The 19,330-nt window shown below is 56.1% G+C and carries 13 protein-coding genes; 6 read left to right on the top strand and 7 right to left on the bottom strand.

Going from position 1 to position 19,330, the window contains the following annotated elements:
• Positions 1-90 precede the first annotated feature (90 nt).
• On the top strand, positions 91-492 hold the full coding sequence (locus FJD38_RS08410; RefSeq protein WP_146384834.1) for a helix-turn-helix domain-containing protein: 402 nt from the start codon (positions 91-93) through the stop codon (positions 490-492).
• Here the strand turns inward: FJD38_RS08410 and FJD38_RS08405 are convergent.
• Positions 485-760 carry a DUF3077 domain-containing protein gene (locus tag FJD38_RS08405; RefSeq protein WP_146384833.1) on the bottom strand — a complete coding sequence of 92 codons (276 nt, stop codon included), beginning with the start codon at positions 758-760 and terminating at the stop codon, positions 485-487. The genes FJD38_RS08410 and FJD38_RS08405 overlap by 8 nt on opposite strands.
• A gap of 1,000 nt (positions 761-1,760) precedes the next feature.
• On the opposite strand from FJD38_RS08405, the gene FJD38_RS08400 reads away from it, so the two are divergent.
• Positions 1,761-2,198, top strand: a complete 438-nt coding sequence (locus FJD38_RS08400) for a hypothetical protein (protein ID WP_146384832.1) — start codon at positions 1,761-1,763, stop codon at positions 2,196-2,198.
• Between the two features lie 222 nt (positions 2,199-2,420).
• Here FJD38_RS08400 and FJD38_RS08395 read toward each other — a convergent pair whose 3' ends face one another.
• The 4 genes from FJD38_RS08395 to FJD38_RS08380 all read right to left on the bottom strand — a co-directional run bounded on the left by FJD38_RS08395 (position 2,421) and on the right by FJD38_RS08380 (position 10,146).
• On the bottom strand, positions 2,421-3,167 hold the full coding sequence (locus FJD38_RS08395; protein ID WP_146384831.1) for a carbohydrate binding domain-containing protein: 747 nt from the start codon (positions 3,165-3,167) through the stop codon (positions 2,421-2,423).
• Positions 3,168-3,405: 238 nt separating this feature from the next.
• Positions 3,406-4,869, bottom strand: a complete 1,464-nt coding sequence (gene selO / locus FJD38_RS08390; RefSeq protein ID WP_146384830.1) for a protein adenylyltransferase SelO — start codon at positions 4,867-4,869, stop codon at positions 3,406-3,408.
• Between the two features lie 166 nt (positions 4,870-5,035).
• Complete coding sequence (mscK, locus tag FJD38_RS08385; protein WP_146384829.1) at positions 5,036-8,368, bottom strand: mechanosensitive channel MscK; 3,333 nt, start codon at positions 8,366-8,368, stop codon at positions 5,036-5,038.
• A gap of 35 nt (positions 8,369-8,403) precedes the next feature.
• Positions 8,404-10,146 (bottom strand): potassium/proton antiporter, encoded by a 1,743-nt coding sequence (locus tag FJD38_RS08380; protein ID WP_122785145.1) that lies wholly within the window; start codon positions 10,144-10,146, stop codon positions 8,404-8,406.
• A gap of 291 nt (positions 10,147-10,437) precedes the next feature.
• Here FJD38_RS08380 and FJD38_RS08375 point away from each other — a divergent pair, with 291 nt between their 5' ends.
• Positions 10,438-11,019: a hypothetical protein gene (locus tag FJD38_RS08375; RefSeq protein ID WP_122785144.1), complete on the top strand. Its 582-nt coding sequence runs from the start codon at positions 10,438-10,440 to the stop codon at positions 11,017-11,019.
• 71 nt (positions 11,020-11,090) lie between these two features.
• Here FJD38_RS08375 and putA read toward each other — a convergent pair whose 3' ends face one another.
• Positions 11,091-15,035 carry a trifunctional transcriptional regulator/proline dehydrogenase/L-glutamate gamma-semialdehyde dehydrogenase gene (gene putA / locus FJD38_RS08370; protein WP_146384828.1) on the bottom strand — a complete coding sequence of 1,315 codons (3,945 nt, stop codon included), beginning with the start codon at positions 15,033-15,035 and terminating at the stop codon, positions 11,091-11,093.
• Between the two features lie 448 nt (positions 15,036-15,483).
• On the opposite strand from putA, the gene putP reads away from it, so the two are divergent.
• The 3 genes from putP to FJD38_RS08355 all read left to right on the top strand — a co-directional run bounded on the left by putP (position 15,484) and on the right by FJD38_RS08355 (position 18,468).
• Positions 15,484-16,971, top strand: coding sequence for a sodium/proline symporter PutP (putP, locus tag FJD38_RS08365; RefSeq protein WP_146384827.1), 1,488 nt, complete (start codon positions 15,484-15,486; stop codon positions 16,969-16,971).
• 229 nt (positions 16,972-17,200) lie between these two features.
• Positions 17,201-17,542 (top strand): hypothetical protein, encoded by a 342-nt coding sequence (locus tag FJD38_RS08360; protein WP_122785141.1) that lies wholly within the window; start codon positions 17,201-17,203, stop codon positions 17,540-17,542.
• 89 nt (positions 17,543-17,631) lie between these two features.
• The gene (locus FJD38_RS08355; RefSeq protein WP_122785140.1) at positions 17,632-18,468 is read left to right on the top strand and encodes a 23S rRNA (adenine(2030)-N(6))-methyltransferase RlmJ; all 837 of its coding nucleotides are present in this window, start codon (positions 17,632-17,634) and stop codon (positions 18,466-18,468) included.
• 160 nt (positions 18,469-18,628) lie between these two features.
• Here the strand turns inward: FJD38_RS08355 and msrA are convergent, their stop codons facing one another.
• A complete protein-coding gene (gene msrA / locus FJD38_RS08350; RefSeq protein WP_122785139.1) occupies positions 18,629-19,279 on the bottom strand; it encodes a peptide-methionine (S)-S-oxide reductase MsrA in 651 nt (216 codons plus the stop codon).
• Positions 19,280-19,330: the final 51 nt, after the last annotated feature.

Raw genomic sequence — 19,330 nt, 5'->3', positions numbered from 1 at the left:
TAAAACACTTAGGTCAGAGGTAAATATCGCGAATTGCGATATCTAACCCTAGAGTCTAATCTACAAGGGGCAAATGGAAGGGATGACCTCATGAATTTACAGATTGAACAGGCTATACAGCACTGGCCATTTGTAGCGCCGCTGCTGCGCAAACCCAAAACCGAGGCGGATTACGACGCGCTGGTCGTCGTCCTTGATGAACTGACCGACCTGATAGGCGATGACGAAATCCATCCATTAATGGGGCTGGTGGACATTATTGGCGACTGGGTTGAGGCCTATGACCTGGCGCATCATCCGATGCCCAAGGCCAGTGGTGTCGATGTACTGCGTTCAGTGATGCAAGAGCATGGCTTGACCCAAAGTGATCTGCCGGGTGTTGGCACTCAGTCTGTAGTGTCCGAAATTCTCAGCGGAAAACGCCAGCTCAACGTACGGCAAATTCGCTGGCTGGCCGATTACTTCAACGTACCTGTGGATATGTTTATTTAACGCTTTGAGCCTGCACCACGCTGTCCAGCATGGCATCGATCAACCCTTTACTCATTTCAACCAGCTGCAGGCTGGCGAAGGTCAAGCTGTGACTGGTTTGAGGGGAGGCGAGCTGGCTTTCTGCGCTCAATACCGCTGCGCTGCCGAGTAGTTGTGCGCTTAGCTCAAGCGCAAGCTTGATCGGGATACCGGGGTTAACGCTGAACAAGGGTTCGCCCGTAAAGCTTTGGCCGAAGGGGGTGAGGTTTTGTAGGGTTAGATCGGGCATTGGAAAACTCCGCTATGAAGTAGAAGTCACCACCGCTCGCCGTCAAACATGAGGTGGCAACTGTGTGCAGGTTGACGGACCGGTCATAGTGGAACCCGGCGCACCCGAAGATGCCCCACACACAGCCGCCATAACATTCATGCGGGCACGAGCGTGCACGAACGAATTTTTAGACCATGCGTTCCACTATGAAGAGCCCGACCGTCAAACCGGGTCACGAATGTGTCGTGACGCTGGCGAGGATAGGGGCTGACTGCGTGAGGGTCAATCGGGCAGGAAGAGCGCGGGTCGTAGCTTTTTGAAAAACCCTCTTTATTTAACGAAAAAACTTACGCGTTGCTTGTTGTTTGTCTGACATTGCCATGACTTTATTGGCACTACTCTTTTCGCCACTTATTTTCGAAGTAGTCACTGGCCCTGCGGGTGTGTTCGCGTATGTACGAATATCTGAGAGTTCCTGCGGGGCGCAAAGTCTCGCCTCTTTTTAAGGAGGGGTACTTTAGGTGTGATTGCTGTGGGCGTGAACTCAGCATTAATTATGAGCACCTTGAGCGCTTAGAAAATCGTGAAGTGCTCAAATGTATATTTTGCAGTTGCCCTCTTTTCATTGATGACAGTGACCGTGAACTGTTGTCTGCCTTGATCAGTCGATTAACTGTGCGCGATCAGTGTTTATGGGGGGTTGGCGGGCCTTGGCTAACCACTGCATCCGGTTATATGTTGACGGGTGATCCATCGGGAAAATGGATGTGGTTGTCCTTTTGCCTGGTCATGTTCTTTGTCACGCGAATGGAGGCCGAAAGACCGCCCTTGCAGATTGTGCTTAAACGGTTTGTGCCTGAAGTTAAAAAGCGTTACAGGCGTCAGTGGCGTATGGCGCAATAAACGTTCGAGATTTTATCAGGGTGCGCAAATTATTGAATTGAATGGTGTCAGGTCGAGCCCATACAAAACCGTTGAGTAAGACAGCCCAGTTTAGTTATATCTCAAGGAGTGACCGATGAGTGATGTGAATGAAAAGAGCGAAGAGCTGTTGGCGTCGAAGTGCACCTACGCAGCTTTTATATGTAGCGTGTGTGAAGCTGAGGTGGAAATAAGCCTTATGGATGTGAATTTATTGGCCGAGGGCAAATCCGTTGGGTGTCAACATTGCAAGGTGACACTCAATGCATCGGCCGATGATCAAGCAAGTCTGGCTGAGGTGCATGAAGATCAAGTTCGCGTTGGCAAATTTATGCTCCCCTTTAGTGTTGTGTGGTTCTCGGGGGCGGGTCTGGTAGCCATTTTCCTGGAGCCACAGTTTTCTTTTATAATGATGGCAGTGGGTGTGATGATCGGCTTCGCAATTAAAAATTCTTCTCGTGTTATTCATGATGCTATTTGCCTTGAACATGTCACTGAGGTCGAGCGGGATATCCGTATAAACACCAATCAGTAGTTTCTGTCCTGTGCCGCTGACTCTAAAGGGGGCCGTATAAGCGAGCCGCTCCTTTTCTACTCACGCCCAATGGCGAGCATCATTCTATTCTGGGGTGCGTGCGCGTACGTATAAGCCTCCAGGGTTTCGGCCTTAAAACAGCAAGGCCAACTCAATACAGGTATTGAGTTGGCGATTGATGAGATGCCTGAACAGGGGGCTCAATCAATGTTATTTAAATGCTTACAGGCAGACAATCATTTCGACGTTATCAAGCCCGAAGGCGTTAGACGCTTGGAACTTCAAGGTGATCTCATTGGTTGTGTGATCTGTGGGGATAACCATTGCAATTTCTTTTGTGCCCGCCGTTGTGAACGATGGGTACGATATGCCATGCAAACTGACCGTCACGGCGCCATAGAGGACCGAGATGGTGAAGATGAGTTTAACAATGTCGCCCTTCACCAGCGGTCGATCCAAAGTGACTTTCTGTTGGACATGACCAATGTTGGCTACATTAGCTTTGCCGTTAGAAAATGAAGTGTTGTTGCCCGTCCAGTATTTACCTGCTTCGACAGGGCTTGAGAAGTCACCGTGTTGAATAACATCTTTTGGTGTGCACGCTTTATTTTCAAGCTCTAGCCATACGTTGTCTAACGTAAACGCGTTCGATGCCTGGAATTTTAATGTCAGTTCATTGGTTGACATGTCGCTGGTGAGTGTAATTGCAATGTCATACTCGCCTTCTTGTGTGATAGCTGGGTATGACCCGTTACTCACAGACACCGTTACGGCACTTCCGTACATGGCGCTAACTTTGAATTTTATTTGAACGGTGTCGCCTTTATTAAGTGGGGCATCCAATGTGATTGTTTGTTTGATGTGGCCAATGTTGGTAACGTTTGCCGTACCGTTGTAAAAAGTGGTTGATTGATAAGTCCAGTGGTCGCCGTTGGAAGAGAAGTCGCCATTGAGTACTAAGTTTGCCATTGCTTTATTTCCTGTATGAGAGTGAGGTGCAAATATTGCTAAATGCTTCCTAATGAAAGTAAGCGTTACAGCAATGTGCGTCTACTGTCATTTCTAACAGGGTTCTACCGCAGTGGTATGTTTTATGGCGATAACTTAGTTGTTACTAATAGCCTATGGGAATGGGTGGGCTTCAAAATATCTAAGCGAGCGCAGTAGAGTAATCCACAGCGCTCACAGGTAATAAGCTGCAGTGAGGTTATGAAGAACAACTAATCTCCAGATGTTTGCCCCATTCAGGCGGGCGTTCGGCATAATTTTCCATTCCCGGTTGTTCGGTAAAGGGTCGGCTCAGCACATCATGCAAGCGTTGCACTTCGCTGTAGTCCCCTGCCTCAGCGGCATCAATGGCTTTTTGCGCCAGATAGTTGCGCAGGATGTACAGCGGGTTGACGGCGTGCATGCGCTCACGTCGCAGGTTTTGGTCGCTGACCCCTTCGCGCTCCACGCGAGCAAGGTACTGCGCAGCCCACTCATCAAACCCCTTGAGGTCGACGAATTCGTCACGTAATCGCGCCACGGCGGTGGCTGCGGGCTCATCACCCAGACGGCGGAAGAACAAGGTGTAGTCGATGCTGCTGCCTTGCATGCGTTGCAACAGGGTTTCGATCAACTGTTGATCACCGTCTTCGGCGGTGGTCAAGCCCAGCCGGCGGCGCATCAGGTCAAGGTAATGAGCCTGATACAGCGGCAGGAACAGGCCAAGGGTTTCTCGCAGGGCCTCTACGCTGATGAACGGAGTGAGTGCCTGGGCCAGTGCGCTGAGGTTCCATTGACCAATCGGGACTTGATTGCTGAATGAATAGCGACCCTCGTGATCGGAGTGGTTGCAGACGAAGTTGGCATCGAAATCATCCAGAAAGGCGAACGGGCCGAAGTCGAAGGTGATGCCCAGAATCGACATATTGTCGGTGTTCATGACGCCGTGGCAAAAGCCATAGGCCTGCCATTTGGCGATCAGTTCAGCGTTGCGCTCGACCACTTCGCGAAACATCGCCAGATAGGGTTCCGGCTGTTCCAGGCATTCGGGAAAGTGCAGGGCCAATACGTGTTCGCCCAACTGCTTTTGCTGTTCAGGTTGTTTGGTGTAGTAGAAATATTCGAAATGCCCGAAGCGGATATGGCTCGGGGCCATACGCAACACCATGGCGGCGCGTTCTTGTTTTTCACGCCACACGGGGGTGTCTGAGCCGATCACGCATAAGGCGCGGCTGCTGGGGATGCCCAGCGCGTGCAAGGCTTCGGACGCCAGGAATTCGCGAATAGAAGAGCGCAATACCGCGCGGCCATCGCCCATGCGCGAGTAAGGGGTCATGCCGGCACCCTTGAGGTGCAAGTCCCAATGCTCGCCGGCGTTGTTGTAGACCTCGCCCAGCAACAAGCCTCGGCCATCACCCAGGCGCGGGTTGTAAGAGCCGAACTGATGGCCCGAATAGACCATGGCGCGGGGTTCTGCGTCGGCCCACAGGGTATGGCCGCCAAACAGCTGAGCGAAGACGGGGTCTTGAGCCACGGCGGGGTCGAGATCGATCAGGCCCATGGCGGCGGTGCTGGCCACAACGACGCGCGGTGCTTCGATAGGTTCGGGCAGCACATGGGTCGAGAACGCGTCGCCCAAGCGGGCGAAGCGATTATCGAAGGTCAGTTCGTTCAGCGTTTTCAAGGTGTGGCTCCAGCATTGGGGGCAACAGGTTCCGTAGCAGCTGCCGAGGTACGAGGCTGCGTCCGGCGGCGCAGCCGTCGTAAATTCAGAAACCCCCGTGAATCAGTTGAATTTGACACTCCGGGTTTACGATCGCTGCGCAATCGGACGTCGCCTTCGGCAACTGCTACGTTGGGTTGGGCTTATCCAGCGTCAGCTTTTGGGCCGGCGCTTGCGGGTCTATTGGCACCAGTTTGTATTCCTGGCCATGAAGGTTTTTAAGGTACACCTCCATCTGCTGGAACGAGATGTTGATGTTGTGGTTTTTGAATTCGCGGTTGATAAAGCGGTTGACCTCATCGATGACCGGGTTGCGGTCGCCCAGATCACGTACGTGCATGCGCAGTTCGTGGTCCAGTGTGCTTTGGCCGAAGCTGAGGAAGTACACGTGCGGCTCAGGGTCTTTGAGGACGCGGGGGTTTTCTTGCGCGGCCTTGAGCAGCAGATCTTTGACCAAGTCCAGATCGGAACCATAATCGACCCCCAGTTTCAGGGTGACGCGGGTAATGGTGTCGGTCAGCGACCAGTTGATCAGTTGCCCGGTAATGAAGGTTTTATTCGGAACAATAATGTCTTTGCGGTCGAAGTCGGTAATGGTGGTCGCGCGGATGCGGATCTTGCTCACCGTGCCCGACAGGTTGCCGATGGTGATGGTGTCGCCAATGCGCACCGGGCGCTCAAACAGGATCATGATGCCGGAGATAAAGTTGGCGAAGATCTCTTGCATGCCGAAGCCCAGCCCTACCGACAGCGCGGCCACCAGCCATTGCAACTTGTCCCAGCTCACGCCCAGTGTCGAGAGGGTGGACACAAAGCCTACGCCGATGATCACGTAGGTCAGCAGGGTCGTGGTGGCGTAGGCACTGCCCTGGCCCAGGTCGAGCCGTGACAGCACCAGCACTTCCAGCAGGCCAGGCAGGTTACGCGCCAGCGCAATGCTGATACCGATGATGACCAGCGCACCGATCACGTCGCCGATGCTGATGGGCACCATACTCATGTTGGCGCCGGTGCCGCTGGTGTATTCGTAGAGGGTGATGTTATCCAGGTAGGAGAACACCGAGATCAAGTCAGACCATACCCAATACAACACGCCGATAAAGCCTGCGAGCAAGGCCAGACGAATCAGGCGCAGCGATTGCTGGTTGACCTGTTCGATGTCCAGCGTCGGTTCTTCAATGACGACGTCGTTGCCTTCACCGGCTTCTTTGGCCGCCTGGCGTTTGGCCAGTGCACGCTGATAGGCCAGACGCCGTGCTGCAACCGCCAGGCCGCGTACGAAAGCAGCCTCGACCACCAGCCAGAACATCAAGAGGTAGAGGGTGTTGATCAACCGGTCGCTGAGTTTGAGCGCGGTGTAGTAATAGCCAAAACACACGGCCACAAACAAGGCGAGCGGTAGCAGGGCGAACAAAAAGCCCAGCGTTTTACGCACGCGAAAGGCTTTTTTGTCGGTCTGGTCGTTGATCAGCAGGCGAAACAGCAGCCAGCTCATGGCTGCGTAACAGCTCAGGACGACGAGGATGCCCAGCACGTCATCGGCCAGTGCCGCAGGCTGTTGTTCGGCAAACGCAACGACGGCCACCAGGGCGAGGACGACGAAGCCCAGTTTGCGGATCCAGTTTTGTAGAAACTCGACCAGCGGTTTTTCCCAGCGGAAATGCAGTTCAGCCACGCCACCCGGCGCCAGAATTCGGTAGACCGTATAGAACACCAGCCAGGCTTCAGCCATTTGAATCAAGGCCGCGCCGGTGTTGGCGTTCATGCCGCGGGCGTCAATTTGCAAGGCGTAGCCGCACAGCGCCAGCGCCAATGCCACGGGCATGGCCAGCAGAATGTTGATCAGAATCGCCAGCGGTGTATGCCATTGGCTGTCACGCTTGAAGTGGCCAATGTCCTGATGGATTTCGTTCAATTTGCCGTACAGGTATTTGCGCTTCCACAGCAGGGCAACAATCAGCAGCACCAGCGGTAAAAACAACAGCGGGCGTTGGCGCAAACCATCGGCCAGCTCACTGAAGCTGGAGGTCCAGGGCAGGGTGATGACTTGCAGCTCCAGCTGACGAGGCGCCCCTTCCAGCCACTCCAGGTCCAGCGGTTTATTGCTGGGGATCCAGAACATTTGTTCATCGAGGGTGGCCCGCAGGTTTTGCGCGGTGCTGAGCAGTTGTTTCTGGTTGAGCTGCAGGGTGATCGATTCGTTGAGTAGTGAGCTTAACTCGCGGTTCAGACGGTCTAGCAGGTCGCTGCGGGTATTGACCAGATCGATCAGGGTTTTACGCAGTTGCGGGGTGACCTGATCGGCGGGTTGGGTTTTGAGCAGGTTGTCGACGTAGGTAGTCGGGTTGCTGATCAACTCGCGCTGCTGGTTGATTTCGAACTGATACAGGCGAATGTCTGCAATCTCGTCTGCCAGGTTTTTGTCCATTTTCTGCAAGCGCGGCAGGGCTTGCTTCTGTTTATAGAGAATCTTGGACAGCAGCAAACTGCCCTTCAGCACACTGATTTGCTCATCCAGGGCCTGATCACTCTGGGTCACGTTATCCAGTTGCTGCTTGGTTTCGAGATTTTGCTGCGTGACTTCGTTGAGGCGGTCGGTACTGCGCAACAAATAGTCAGAAAGCTTTAGGTTGATCGCGCTTTCAGTGGCCAGCAGGCTGCTGCTGCCTGATTTTTGTGCCTCGATGGATTGCTCGGTCACCGTTTGTTGCGATTGAGCCAGGCGCTTCTGGTTGATCAGGGTTTGCAGGTCCTGAATTTCTTGGTCCTGACGGGTGGTTTTTTCCAGCAACAGGTCGTGTTGGCTGCCGCTCAAGTCTTGCAGTTGGCTGTTGCCTGCCAGCTCCTGACGGCGCAAGGCAATGAGGGCGTTAAGTGCGGCGATTTCGGCATTGAGCTGATTGCGTTGATCGGCGTTTATCAACTTGCCATTGTCGCGGCCAGTTTTGAGGATGTTGTTGATCTGCTGAATGCGTGTCTGACTGGTGCTGATTTCAGCCTGCGCCCGCTCTGGGCGAGTTTGGGCGGCAATGCTTTGGCTGTTGGCCGTGGCCAGGGCTTTTTGCAGTTCACCTTGTTGCGTCGTGCGATCAGCGAGCATTTGCTCCAGTTGCGCAACGGACAGGTCTTTATAGCGTTGGGCGACTGGCACGGCCGGGCTGGCTTTAAGGCGGGCCAGTTCGCGCTGATTCTCTGCCGTCTGGTCAGGTGCCGTGGCCAGTAGCTGCTTGATATCGGTCAGGCGCTGTTCGTAGCCAGCTTTGTCACTCAGAAAGGTGAGTGTCTGTTGCAACACCCCTTGCAAGGCTTTCTGGTCGGCTTCTGGCAGTTTTCGATCGGCAATTTTGTCGAGGCTTTGCTGTACCGACTCGGGCGACGGGGGCTCGGCGGCCTGGAGTGTGCCAACAGAAAGACTCAGGCCGAGCAGTGCGGTGACGAATAACGTGCGCAGTAGTGACATAGATACCGGTCAGACAAGCGTAGGAAAATTGGAGTTTAGAGGAACAACCCGGGACCCGGGGCACTTCCTTCGGGGAATCTGACGCCCACTTTGCCTATCTTGTTCCCGTCCATGACCGCGACGGTCCAGATGGTGTTGTTCCATTCCACCTGGTCGCCGACCACCGGAGCACCGCCCACTTTTTGTGCAATAAAACGGCTGAGCGGCAAATCGGGATCGATGCCGTCGAGCTGTAAGCCATACAAAGCCGCGACCGCGCCCAGCCGGGCGTCACCTTCAAGAACGAAGTCGCCGAAGAAGCGCAGATCGAGGCCGCGAGTAGGGGGCTGGCTGAACAGTTTGCCGAGGGCCGGCAAGTTGTGTTCGTGGCCGATAACACACAGCAAATCGCCAATGTCGAGGGTGGTACTACCCGACGGATGGAGCAGTTTTTGGTCGCGAAACAGGGCGGCGATGCGGGTGCCATCAGGCATTTTAAGTTCCCGCAGCGCAGCGCCGACGCACCAGTTTTGTGCATCCAGACGATAAACAAACAGTTCCCACTCACTGGTGGGGTGAACTTCAAGGGCTGCGCGAGACACCGGCGCCAAATCAGGTGGCACGGTGACTTTGAGCAACTTGGCCACCCACGGCAGGCTGGTGCCTTGCACCAGCAGGGACACCAGCACGATAAAGAACGCCAGGTTGAAATACAGCTGCGCGTTGGGCAAGCCAGCCATTAGCGGGAATACCGCCAAAATGATAGGCACCGCACCGCGCAGCCCTACCCAGGAGATAAAGACCTTTTCGCGGCCGTGGAAGGCTTTGAACGGCAGCAGGCCAACGAACACCGACAGGGGGCGGGCGAACAGGATCATCCACAGCGCCAAGGCCAGGGCGGGGATAGCGATGGGTAGCAAGTCATGGGGGGTGACCAGCAGGCCCAAGACCAGAAACATGCCGATCTGGGCCAGCCAGGCCATGCCGTCAAGCATATGCAAAATGCCGTGGCGGCTGCGAATCGGACTGTTGCCGATCACCAGGCCGCACAGGTAGACCGCAAGGAAGCCGCTGCCGTGCAGGGCGTTGGTCAGGGCAAAGACCGCCAGCCCGCCAGCAATGACCAAAATCGGATACAGACCGTTGGCCAGATGGATGCGGTTAACCATTTGCAGCAAGAGCCAGCCACCGGCCAGACCGACCGCGCCGCCGATACCAAACTCTCGCAGCAGGTTAAGCAGCAGGCTGGCGTGCAGGTTGGTTTCACCGCTGGCGAGCATGTCGATCAGCGTGACCGTGAGGAACACCGCCATCGGGTCGTTGCTGCCGGATTCGATCTCAAGGCTGGCCGACACCCGCTCGTTCAGGCCTTTGCCGCCCAATAGTGAGAACACTGCCGCGGCATCGGTGGAACCGACGATAGCGCCTATCAGCAGGCCTTGAATCAGGTTGAGGTTGAACAGCCAGGCGGCCATCAAGCCGGTCAGGCCCGTGGTAATCATGACCCCGACCGTGGCCAGCGATAACGCCGGCCATAACGCTACGCGAAAGCTCGACACCCGAGTGCGTAAGCCGCCGTCGAGCAAGATCACCGCCAGAGCGAGGTTGCCGACCAGGTACGCGGTGGGGTAGTTGTCGAAAATGATTCCGCCGCCATCGACGCCTGCGGCCATACCGACCGCCAGGATGATGACCAGGATCGGGATGCCCAGGCGTGAGGACAGTGAACTGACGAGAATGCTTGCACCTACCAGCAACGCGCCGATCAAGAACAGGCTGTTGATGGTCGTTGCATTCAAAGGCAGTACTCCAGAAGGCTTAAAAGACGAGGCGTAGACGACGTATGCAGTCTACGTGCCAGCGATTCTAACCTGCGCGATTGGCCAGCTGTCAAAAAGGTTTTCAGGATATGAACTTGCGTGCGCGCAGCCGTTTTTCATGCCCATTGAATGGGTTGCACCTACGGCATTGCTAAGTGATTGCAGTTAGGTCTGAGGCTTTTTCTTACAAGAGAGAGGGATTAAGACTGCATTTTTTTGGCCCGGCAAATTGTATCTCTATGTCACATTTCTAATGCCAATGGATGAGTCATGAAACCTACCCCTTTGACCAGTGATCCGGTGTCTGATGAAAATCGACTCTTGGGTCTGGGTCCAAGCGCGTTGTACGTCGTGTCTGTCACCAAGTTTGTTGTGATGTATTTACTCACGGGCGGTGGGTACATCGTCTATTGGTCATACCGCAACTGGGCGACCTATAAACAAAGAGTCGGGGCTGACATCTGCCCGCTTGTACGCGCTGTGTTGTGGCCGTTTTTTATTCTTGAGCTCTTCGACAAAATTCAGAACGGTCTGGAACTGGCCGGCCGGCCCTGCCGGTGGCACCCCGAACCCAGGGCGTTACTGATTATGTTAATGGTCATGATCTCGACCCTGTTTGCGATGTTTTTTGATAGCCCGGCAGACGCCGGTTTGGTTTTCATAGCCAATACCTTGCTGATCACGCTGAGTGTGTTCTTGTTTGTCGGCGCTCAACGCGCCATCAATCTTTTGGCCGATGACAGCCTGGGGTTCAGTAATTGCAATTTTAGTGTGAGCAATGTGTGCTGGACGTTAGTCGGGGCGGTGTCAGTAACACTTCTGGGGTTCTGCGTGTTGGTGCGCACCAGTTAATTGCCCGGAGGTGGCGCACAAAAAAACCGGGCACTTTTCAGGTGCCCGGTTCTTGATGTTTCAGCCTGCTATCAGCCGATGGTCATCAAGCTTGCGTTGCCCCCCGCAGCAGCGGTATTGACGCTCAGTGCGCGCTCGATCACCAGGCGTTCCAGGGCAATAGAGGTTTCGCCTTGAGACAGACCTTGCACACCGACAATGGCGCCTGCGCGTTTAGCCACTTTCTGGCAGACGTCACGCAGTTGATCGCAATCGCCGTGGTGCAGGACGGCGTCAAACATCACATCGTCTTTGGTCCAGTCTGCAACCCGCTTGATGCGTGCTTGCACGGCTTGAGGCAGGCGCGCTATCACGGTTTGGCTCAGCTCGTTGTCCGGCAGTACCGCCGAGCTGCCCACTGCCAGCACAGCAGCCAGTTGGGTGAGCAGGTCGCCTTCGACTTCGGCCAGGCACAACACATGTTCGCGCGGCAGGATGGCGTAGCTGTTGCGCTCGCCGGTAGGGCCATTGAGCAGGCGAGTGATGCCGCTTTGCGAGTGGGCGGCATACTCGTCGCACAACTCGGCCAGCGCCGCTTGCTGATTGCTGTTGGCCCAGTCTTGCAGAGCCTTCAGCGGTTTGCTTAGCGCGTCACGTGCTTGAGTATCAGGCACGGTGATGGCGTCGGTCTTGGCGAATGATTGCTCAATCGCGTTAGCGGGACGGGTCGACAACAGGCGGAACAAGTACAGCGGGCCGCCGGCTTTAGGGCCTGTGCCCGACAAACCTTCGCCGCCGAACGGCTGCACGCCGACCACGGCACCGACGATGTTGCGGTTAACGTAGACGTTACCGGCATTGACGTTGTTGACCACCTTGGCAATGGTTTCGTCGATGCGGGTGTGCACGCCCAGCGTCAGGCCGTAACCCGATGCGTTGATTTGCGCGATCAACTGGTCGATATCTTTGCGCTTGTAGCGCACCACGTGCAGCACCGGGCCGAAGATTTCGCGTTCCAGCTCGTCGAAGCTTTCCAGTTCAATCAGGGTCGGCATGACGAAGGTGCCGCGTTTGCACTCTTCAATGTCGGCGATGGCCATTTGGTAGACGCTACGGCCTTTGTTGCGCATGCCCTGAATGTGTTGCTCGATACCGGCCTTGGCTTCGGCGTCGATCACCGGGCCAATGTCCACGTTTAGCCGCTCCGGATTGCCCATGCGCGATTCAGCCATGGCGCCTTTCAGCATTTCGATCACGCGATCTGCCGAATCTTCCTGCAGGCACAGTACACGCAAAGCCGAGCAACGCTGACCAGCGCTGTCGAACGCGGAAGACACGACGTCGATGACCACTTGCTCGGTCAGCGCCGAGGAGTCGACGATCATTGCGTTTTGGCCACCGGTTTCTGCGATCAGCGGGATTGGGCGACCTTGTGCGTCAAGGCGGCCCGCGATATTGCGTTGCAGCAAGCGCGCTACTTCGGTGGAACCGGTGAACATCACACCTTTGACGCGATCATCACCCACCAGGCGTGCGCCCACGGTTTCGCCACGCCCCGGCAGCAGTTGCAGCACACCCTCAGGGATACCGGCTTCGAGCAGGATGCGTACGGCTTGCGCAGCCACCAGCGGTGTTTGCTCCGCAGGTTTGGCCAATACCGGGTTACCGGCAGCGAGTGCGGCAGCGACTTGGCCGCTGAAAATCGCCAGCGGGAAGTTCCAAGGGCTGATGCACACCACCGGGCCCAGTGGGCGGTGGGCGTCATTGGTCAGGTCGTTGCGCGCCTGCACTGCGTAGTAACGCAGGAAGTCGACGGCTTCTCGGACTTCCGCAATGGCGTTGGCGTAGGTCTTGCCCGCTTCACGTGCCAGCAGGCCCATGAGCGGCTGGATTTCGCCTTCCATCAGGTCAGCCGCGCGCTCCAGAATCGCGGCACGTTCGGCCGGTGGCGTGGCTTGCCAGATAGGGGCAACGTTCAGTGCGCACTGGATTGCGTTATCGGCATCTTCAACCGTGGCTTCTTGTACATGGCCAACGACGTCACGCAGGTCGGACGGGTTGAGTACCGGCGCAGGCGTTTCGCTGCTGGAAGCGCATCCCAGCATCGGTGCCGCTTTCCAGTTGTTGTGCGCGGTGGCCAGCAAGGCGCAGGACAACGACGCCAAGCGATGTTCGTTGGACATGTCGATGCCGCTGGAGTTGGCGCGTTCGCTGCCGTACAGATCACGGGGCAAGGCAATGCGCGGGTGCGGCAGGCCGAAACCGCCTTCCTGCGCCGCCATGTGTTCGATCTGCGAGATCGGGTCGGCAACCAACTCTTGAATCGAAATGGTGTGGTCGGCGATGCGGTTAACAAACGAGGTATTCGCGCCGTTTTCCAGCAAGCGACGCACCAGGTATGCCAGCAGGGTTTCGTGGGTGCCGACGGGTGCGTACACGCGGCACGGACGGTTCAGCTTGCCTTCGGCCAATTTTCCGACAACCTGCTCGTACAACGGCTCGCCCATGCCGTGCAGGCATTGGAATTCGTACTGGCCCGGGTAGTAGTTCTGACCGGCAATATGGTAAATAGCCGACAAGGTTTGGGCGTTGTGCGTGGCGAACTGCGGGTAAATCGCTTCAGGCACGGCCAGCAATTTTTTCGCGCAAGCAAGGTAAGACACGTCGGTGTACACCTTGCGGGTGTAAACCGGGTAACCCTCCAGGCCTTCGACTTGGGCGCGTTTGATTTCGCTGTCCCAGTACGCGCCTTTTACCAGACGGATCATCAAACGATGGCGGCTGCGGCGCGCGAGGTCGATGACGTAGTCGATCACGTACGGGCAACGCTTCTGATACGCCTGAATGACGAAGCCGATGCCGTTCCAGCCCGCCAGTTGCGGTTCGAAGCACAGGCGCTCAAGCAGATCGAGGGAGATTTCGAGGCGATCGGCTTCTTCGGCGTCAATGTTCAGGCCGATGTCATATTGCTTGGCCAGCACGGTGAGTGACAGCAGGCGCGGGTACAGCTCGTCCATCACGCGCTCGTACTGGGCGCGGCTGTAACGAGGGTGCAGGGCCGACAATTTGATCGAGATGCCCGGGCCTTCATAAATGCCACGGCCGTTGGACGCTTTGCCAATCGAGTGGATAGCTTGCTCGTAAGAGGCCAGGTATTTCTGTGCATCATGCTCGGTCAGTGCCGCTTCACCGAGCATGTCGTAGGAGTAACGGAAGCCCTTGGCTTCAAAGCGCGTGGCGTTGGCCAAGGCTTCGCCAATGGTTTCGCCGGTGACGAACTGTTCGCCCATGAGGCGCATGGCCATGTCGACGCCCTTGCGGATCATCGGCTCGCCGCTTTTACCAATGATGCGGCTCAGCGAAGAGGTCAGGCCCGCTTCGTTGTGGGTCGAGACCAGTTTGCCGGTCAGCAGCAGGCCCCAGGTCGCGGCGTTTACAAACAACGACGGGCTGTTGCCCAAGTGCGGGTGCCAGTTGCCGGTACTGATCTTGTCGCGGATCAGGGCATCACGGGTGCCTTTGTCCGGGATGCGCAGCAGTGCTTCGGCCAGGCACATCAGGGCCACGCCTTCTTGGGACGACAGGGAGAACTCTTGCAGCAAGCCTTGAACGATGCCTGCACGACCCCCCGCGCTCTTCTGATTGCGCAGTTTTTCGGCGATCGAGGCGGCGAGGGCCTGAGTGGCCGCAGCCATCGGCGCAGGCAGACGAGCCTGTTCGATGAGCATGGGCACGACTTCAGGTTCTGGACGGCGGTAGGCCGAGGTGATTGCCGCACGCAGGACGGACTGCGGCAAAATGCTTTCGGCGAATTCGAGGAAGCACTGATGGGTGTGATCGGTGGGGGCATCGTCGGCGTCGTCGCCAGGTACACCGCTTAACTCGGTCAGGGTTGCACCACCCTCGAGTTTTTCCAGGTAATTGAAAATTGCCTGTTTGATCAGCCAGTGAGGCGTGCGATCAATCGAGGTCGCGGCAGCTTTGAGGCGCTCGCGAGTTGGGTCATCAAGTTTGACCCCAAGGGTGGTGGTAGCCATATTTTTATCCTCATGGGTGCCGCAGTTGCGCGGCAGCAGCTGGCGGCAAGATTAGCGCTGCGCTGAGAGAGGTGCAACCTAGTGCAACCCGTTTTTTTCTGCGCTTCGTCAGGATTTTTCCTGGCGGAGGAATTGCGTGCACATCCTTGGTGCTTCCAAGTCTGTCTTGCAGGTTTCTTGCTCCGAAAAGGCGCAAAACTCCTGAATTGAGACGAAAAGGCGACAAGGTGCAACTTGCCTGGAAAAAACTGGTTGCACCTTATTTGCTTTGTTGCATAGCATTCGCAGCCAAGGTGCAACCGCTTTAATGCCGGGGCACCAACTGATGGTTTTCCTGGGGGAACGTCAGTCATAAATGCAGGGCTTTGTTCATCGTCTCAAACAGGACGTTTGTGAGCGTTCAACCAGACCGCTGCTAAACATAAAAACAATGCCAGGGCTTAATGTAATGAGTGTGAGTAACCCAACCCTGATCACGTTTGTGATCTATATCGCGGCAATGGTCCTCATCGGCCTTATGGCCTATCGCTCCACCAACAATCTTTCTGACTACATTCTGGGTGGCCGCAGCCTGGGCAGCGTTGTGACGGCATTGTCTGCTGGCGCTTCCGACATGAGTGGCTGGTTGTTGATGGGGTTGCCCGGTGCAATCTACATGTCCGGCCTGTCCGAAAGCTGGATCGCCATCGGTCTGGTGGCCGGTGCCTACTTGAACTGGCTGTTCGTGGCCGGTCGTCTGCGGGTACAAACCGAGCACAACGGCGACGCCTTGACGCTGCCAGACTATTTCTCCAGCCGTTTTGAAGACCACAGCGGTCTGCTGCGGATTATTTCGGCCATCGTGATTTTGGTGTTCTTCACCATCTACTGCGCCTCTGGCATCGTGGCCGGTGCCCGTCTGTTCGAAAGCACGTTCGGCATGCCGTACGAATCAGCTTTGTGGGCCGGTGCTGCGGCGACCATTGCTTACACCTTTATTGGCGGCTTCCTGGCTGTTAGCTGGACCGACACGGTTCAAGCCACGCTGATGATCTTTGCGCTGATCCTCACGCCGATCATCGTGCTGCTGGCGACGGGCGGTGTGGACACCACATTCCTGGCGATCGAAGCGCAAGACCCAAGCAACTTCGACATGCTTAAGGGCACCACCTTTATTGGCATCATCTCGTTGATGGGCTGGGGCTTGGGCTACTTCGGTCAGCCGCATATCCTGGCTCGCTTCATGGCGGCGGATTCGGTCAAGTCGATTGCCAAGGCGCGTCGCATTTCGATGACCTGGATGATCCTGTGTCTGGCCGGTACGGTTGGCGTAGGTTTCTTCGGTATTGCCTACTTCGCGACCCATCCGGAGCTGGCTGGCCCTGTGACTGAGAACCCTGAGCGGGTGTTCATCGAGCTGGCCAAGTTGCTGTTCAATCCGTGGATTGCCGGCGTGCTGTTGTCGGCTATTCTCGCGGCGGTGATGAGTACCTTGAGCTGCCAGTTGCTGGTGTGCTCCAGCGCCCTGACTGAAGACTTTTACAAAGCATTCCTGCGTAAAAATGCCTCCCAGGTCGAGCTGGTATGGGTCGGTCGGATCATGGTGCTGGTGGTTGCTCTGATCGCGATTGCATTGGCCGCTAACCCTGAGAACCGTGTGTTGGGTCTGGTGAGCTACGCGTGGGCAGGCTTCGGTGCTGCATTCGGCCCGGTGGTACTGATCTCGGTACTGTGGAAAGGCATGACGCGTCATGGCGCGCTGGCCGGTATTCTGGTCGGTGCAATCACCGTGATTGTGTGGAAACACTTTGCCTTGTTCGGTCTGTACGAAATTATTCCGGGCTTTATCTTCGCCAGCCTGGCCATTTGGCTGGTCAGCGCGCTGGGCCAAGGCCCAAGCAAGAAGATGATCGAGCGTTTCGACGCTGCCGAGAAAGATTTCCAGCAGAACAGCTGATTGGCCTGAGCCTTGGCTCGCTAAACAGCGCATAAAAAACGGCCCGCTCCTGTATGGATGCGGGCCGTTTTTGTTTGGGTCTTGCCCAAAGCCGTAAGCTTTTTCAGTGCTCATTGCATGAACAGGCAGGGTGTTTGTGGAGAAAGGTCTGAGCGTGCTGGCGAGCGTTAAAGTACGGCTAGCCTTGCGTCAGCGTCCGCTTTCGGACGCCTTATCAAGGAGCATTTCTATGGGCAGCAAAACTATAAAAGGAGAGATCTCGCTTCGTGAGATTCCTTTCCAGTTCCAGAGTCAATACGTCTGGACCATACAGCTCACTGGCGTGAAAGCAGACGGCAGCCGCAAGCAACTGGGCTTTATCAGTGAGCCCACCGAAATCAAAGAGCCGTGGGCCTTTATGTTTCATGTTGATGATCATCTGATGGCTCATGACCTCCACAGGTACGATCTTCGCGTTGAGGTGTTGGATGGTCAGGTATTGATCGCGGATGCCGATCATCGTTTTCCGGTCGACAGTCAAGGCGACGCGCCCACGGTGCAACAACTGGTCTTGCAGCCTCAGTACATTTGATCAAGACCGCCGTCTGGCGCCACCTCAGGCTTAACGCCTGACGCAGCTCGCTGCGCAGGGTAAACTTCGCCCCCTGCGCAGGAGCAACCATGAACTATCGTCACGCCTTCCACGCCGGCAACCACGCCGACGTGTTCAAACATATTGTCTTGACCCGACTGATCGCCTTGATGTCGCGTAAAGAGCAGCCATTTGCCTATCTGGATACCCATGCCGGGATTGGTTTGTATGACCTTAAAGGTGATCAGGCCAACCGTACCGGCGAGTACCTGGAAGGCATTGCCCGCTTGTGGGATCAAAAAAACCTGCCCGCTATCACCGCGGATTACATGCAGGTCTTGCACAAGATGAACCCGGACGGCGAGTTGCGCTATTACCCCGGTTCGCCTGAGTGGGCGCGGCGCTTGACCCGTTCTCAAGACCGTATTTTGTTGAACGAGAAACACCCCGAAGACGGTGTGATGCTCAAAGACAACATGAAAGGCGACCGTCGCGTGGCCGTGCATTTGGGTGAAGGCTGGCATGTACCGCGGGCGTTGCTGCCGGTGGCCGAAAAGCGCGCGCTGATGCTGATTGACCCGCCGTTTGAAAAGCTGGACGAGATGAAACGCTGCGCTGAATCGTTGAAAGATGCGATCAGCCGTATGCGTCAGACCGTGGTAGCGATTTGGTACCCGATCAAGGACAAGCGCCAGCTGCGTCGTTTTTATCAGGACCTGGCAGGTTCTGGCGCGCCGAAGCTGTTGCAGGTCGAATTGTTCGTGCACCCACTGGACACCCCCAACAGCCTCAATGGCTCTGGCTTGGCGATTGCCAATCCACCGTGGGGTCTGGAAGAAGAGCTGCGTGAGCTGATGCCGTGGCTGGCCAAGAAACTGGGGCAAACCCAGGGTGGCTGGCAGATGGAATGGTTGATCGCTGAGTAAGCTGCAATGGGCCTCGTAGCCGCTGGCGAAGGCTGCGTTCGGCGGCGCAGCCGTCGCAAAATCCGGAAGCACGGTGTTTCAGCACAACCGAGCTGTCTGATTTAACGATTGCTTCGCAACCGGACGCAGCCTGCGGCAGCGGCTACGCAGATCGTTTTCGTCAAATAGGGCAGGTCACGCCAGTGCCGCCAATGCCGCAATAACCCTGCGGGTTTTTCGCCAGGTATTGCTGGTGGTATGCCTCGGCGAAGTAGACCGTTGGCGCTTCATCGATTTCTGTTGTGATCTGGCCAAGGCCGGCTTTGTCCAGTTCTGCCTGATAAGCGTCTTTGCTGGCCTTTGCTTCTTCCAGTTGCTCTGGTGTGGTGCAGTAGATGACTGAACGGTATTGACTGCCGATGTCGTTGCCCTGACGCATGCCTTGGGTCGGGTTGTGCAATTCCCAGAACATTTTCAGCAGGTCGGCGTAGCTGACTTTGTCCTGATCGTAGACCACCAATACCACTTCGGTATGGCCGGTCAGCCCCGAGCACACTTCTTCGTAGGTTGGGTTAGGTGTGTAACCACCGGCGTAACCTACGACGGTGCTGACTACGCCTTCACGCTCCCAGAACTTGCGCTCAGCGCCCCAGAAGCAGCCCAGACCAAAAATGGCGAAGCCGACATTGTCCAGAAACGGCCCCAGCAAGGGTGTGTTTTTGAATACGTAGTGCTTCTCAGGCAGTTGCATGGGTGTTTCGCGGCCCGGCAGGGCTTGTTCTTGAGTAGGTAGCACGTTTTTATTCACCAAAATTTCCGAGCGCAAGACCATTGTTCATGTCCTCTCAGTCAGAGTGAGTGTGGAAGTCAGGCTAGCAGTGTG

Origin of the sequence: Pseudomonas saxonica (assembly GCF_007858365.1) — a bacterium.
GTDB classification, from domain to species: domain Bacteria; phylum Pseudomonadota; class Gammaproteobacteria; order Pseudomonadales; family Pseudomonadaceae; genus Aquipseudomonas; species Aquipseudomonas saxonica.
This window is presented reverse-complemented; position numbering and strand designations above follow the sequence as displayed.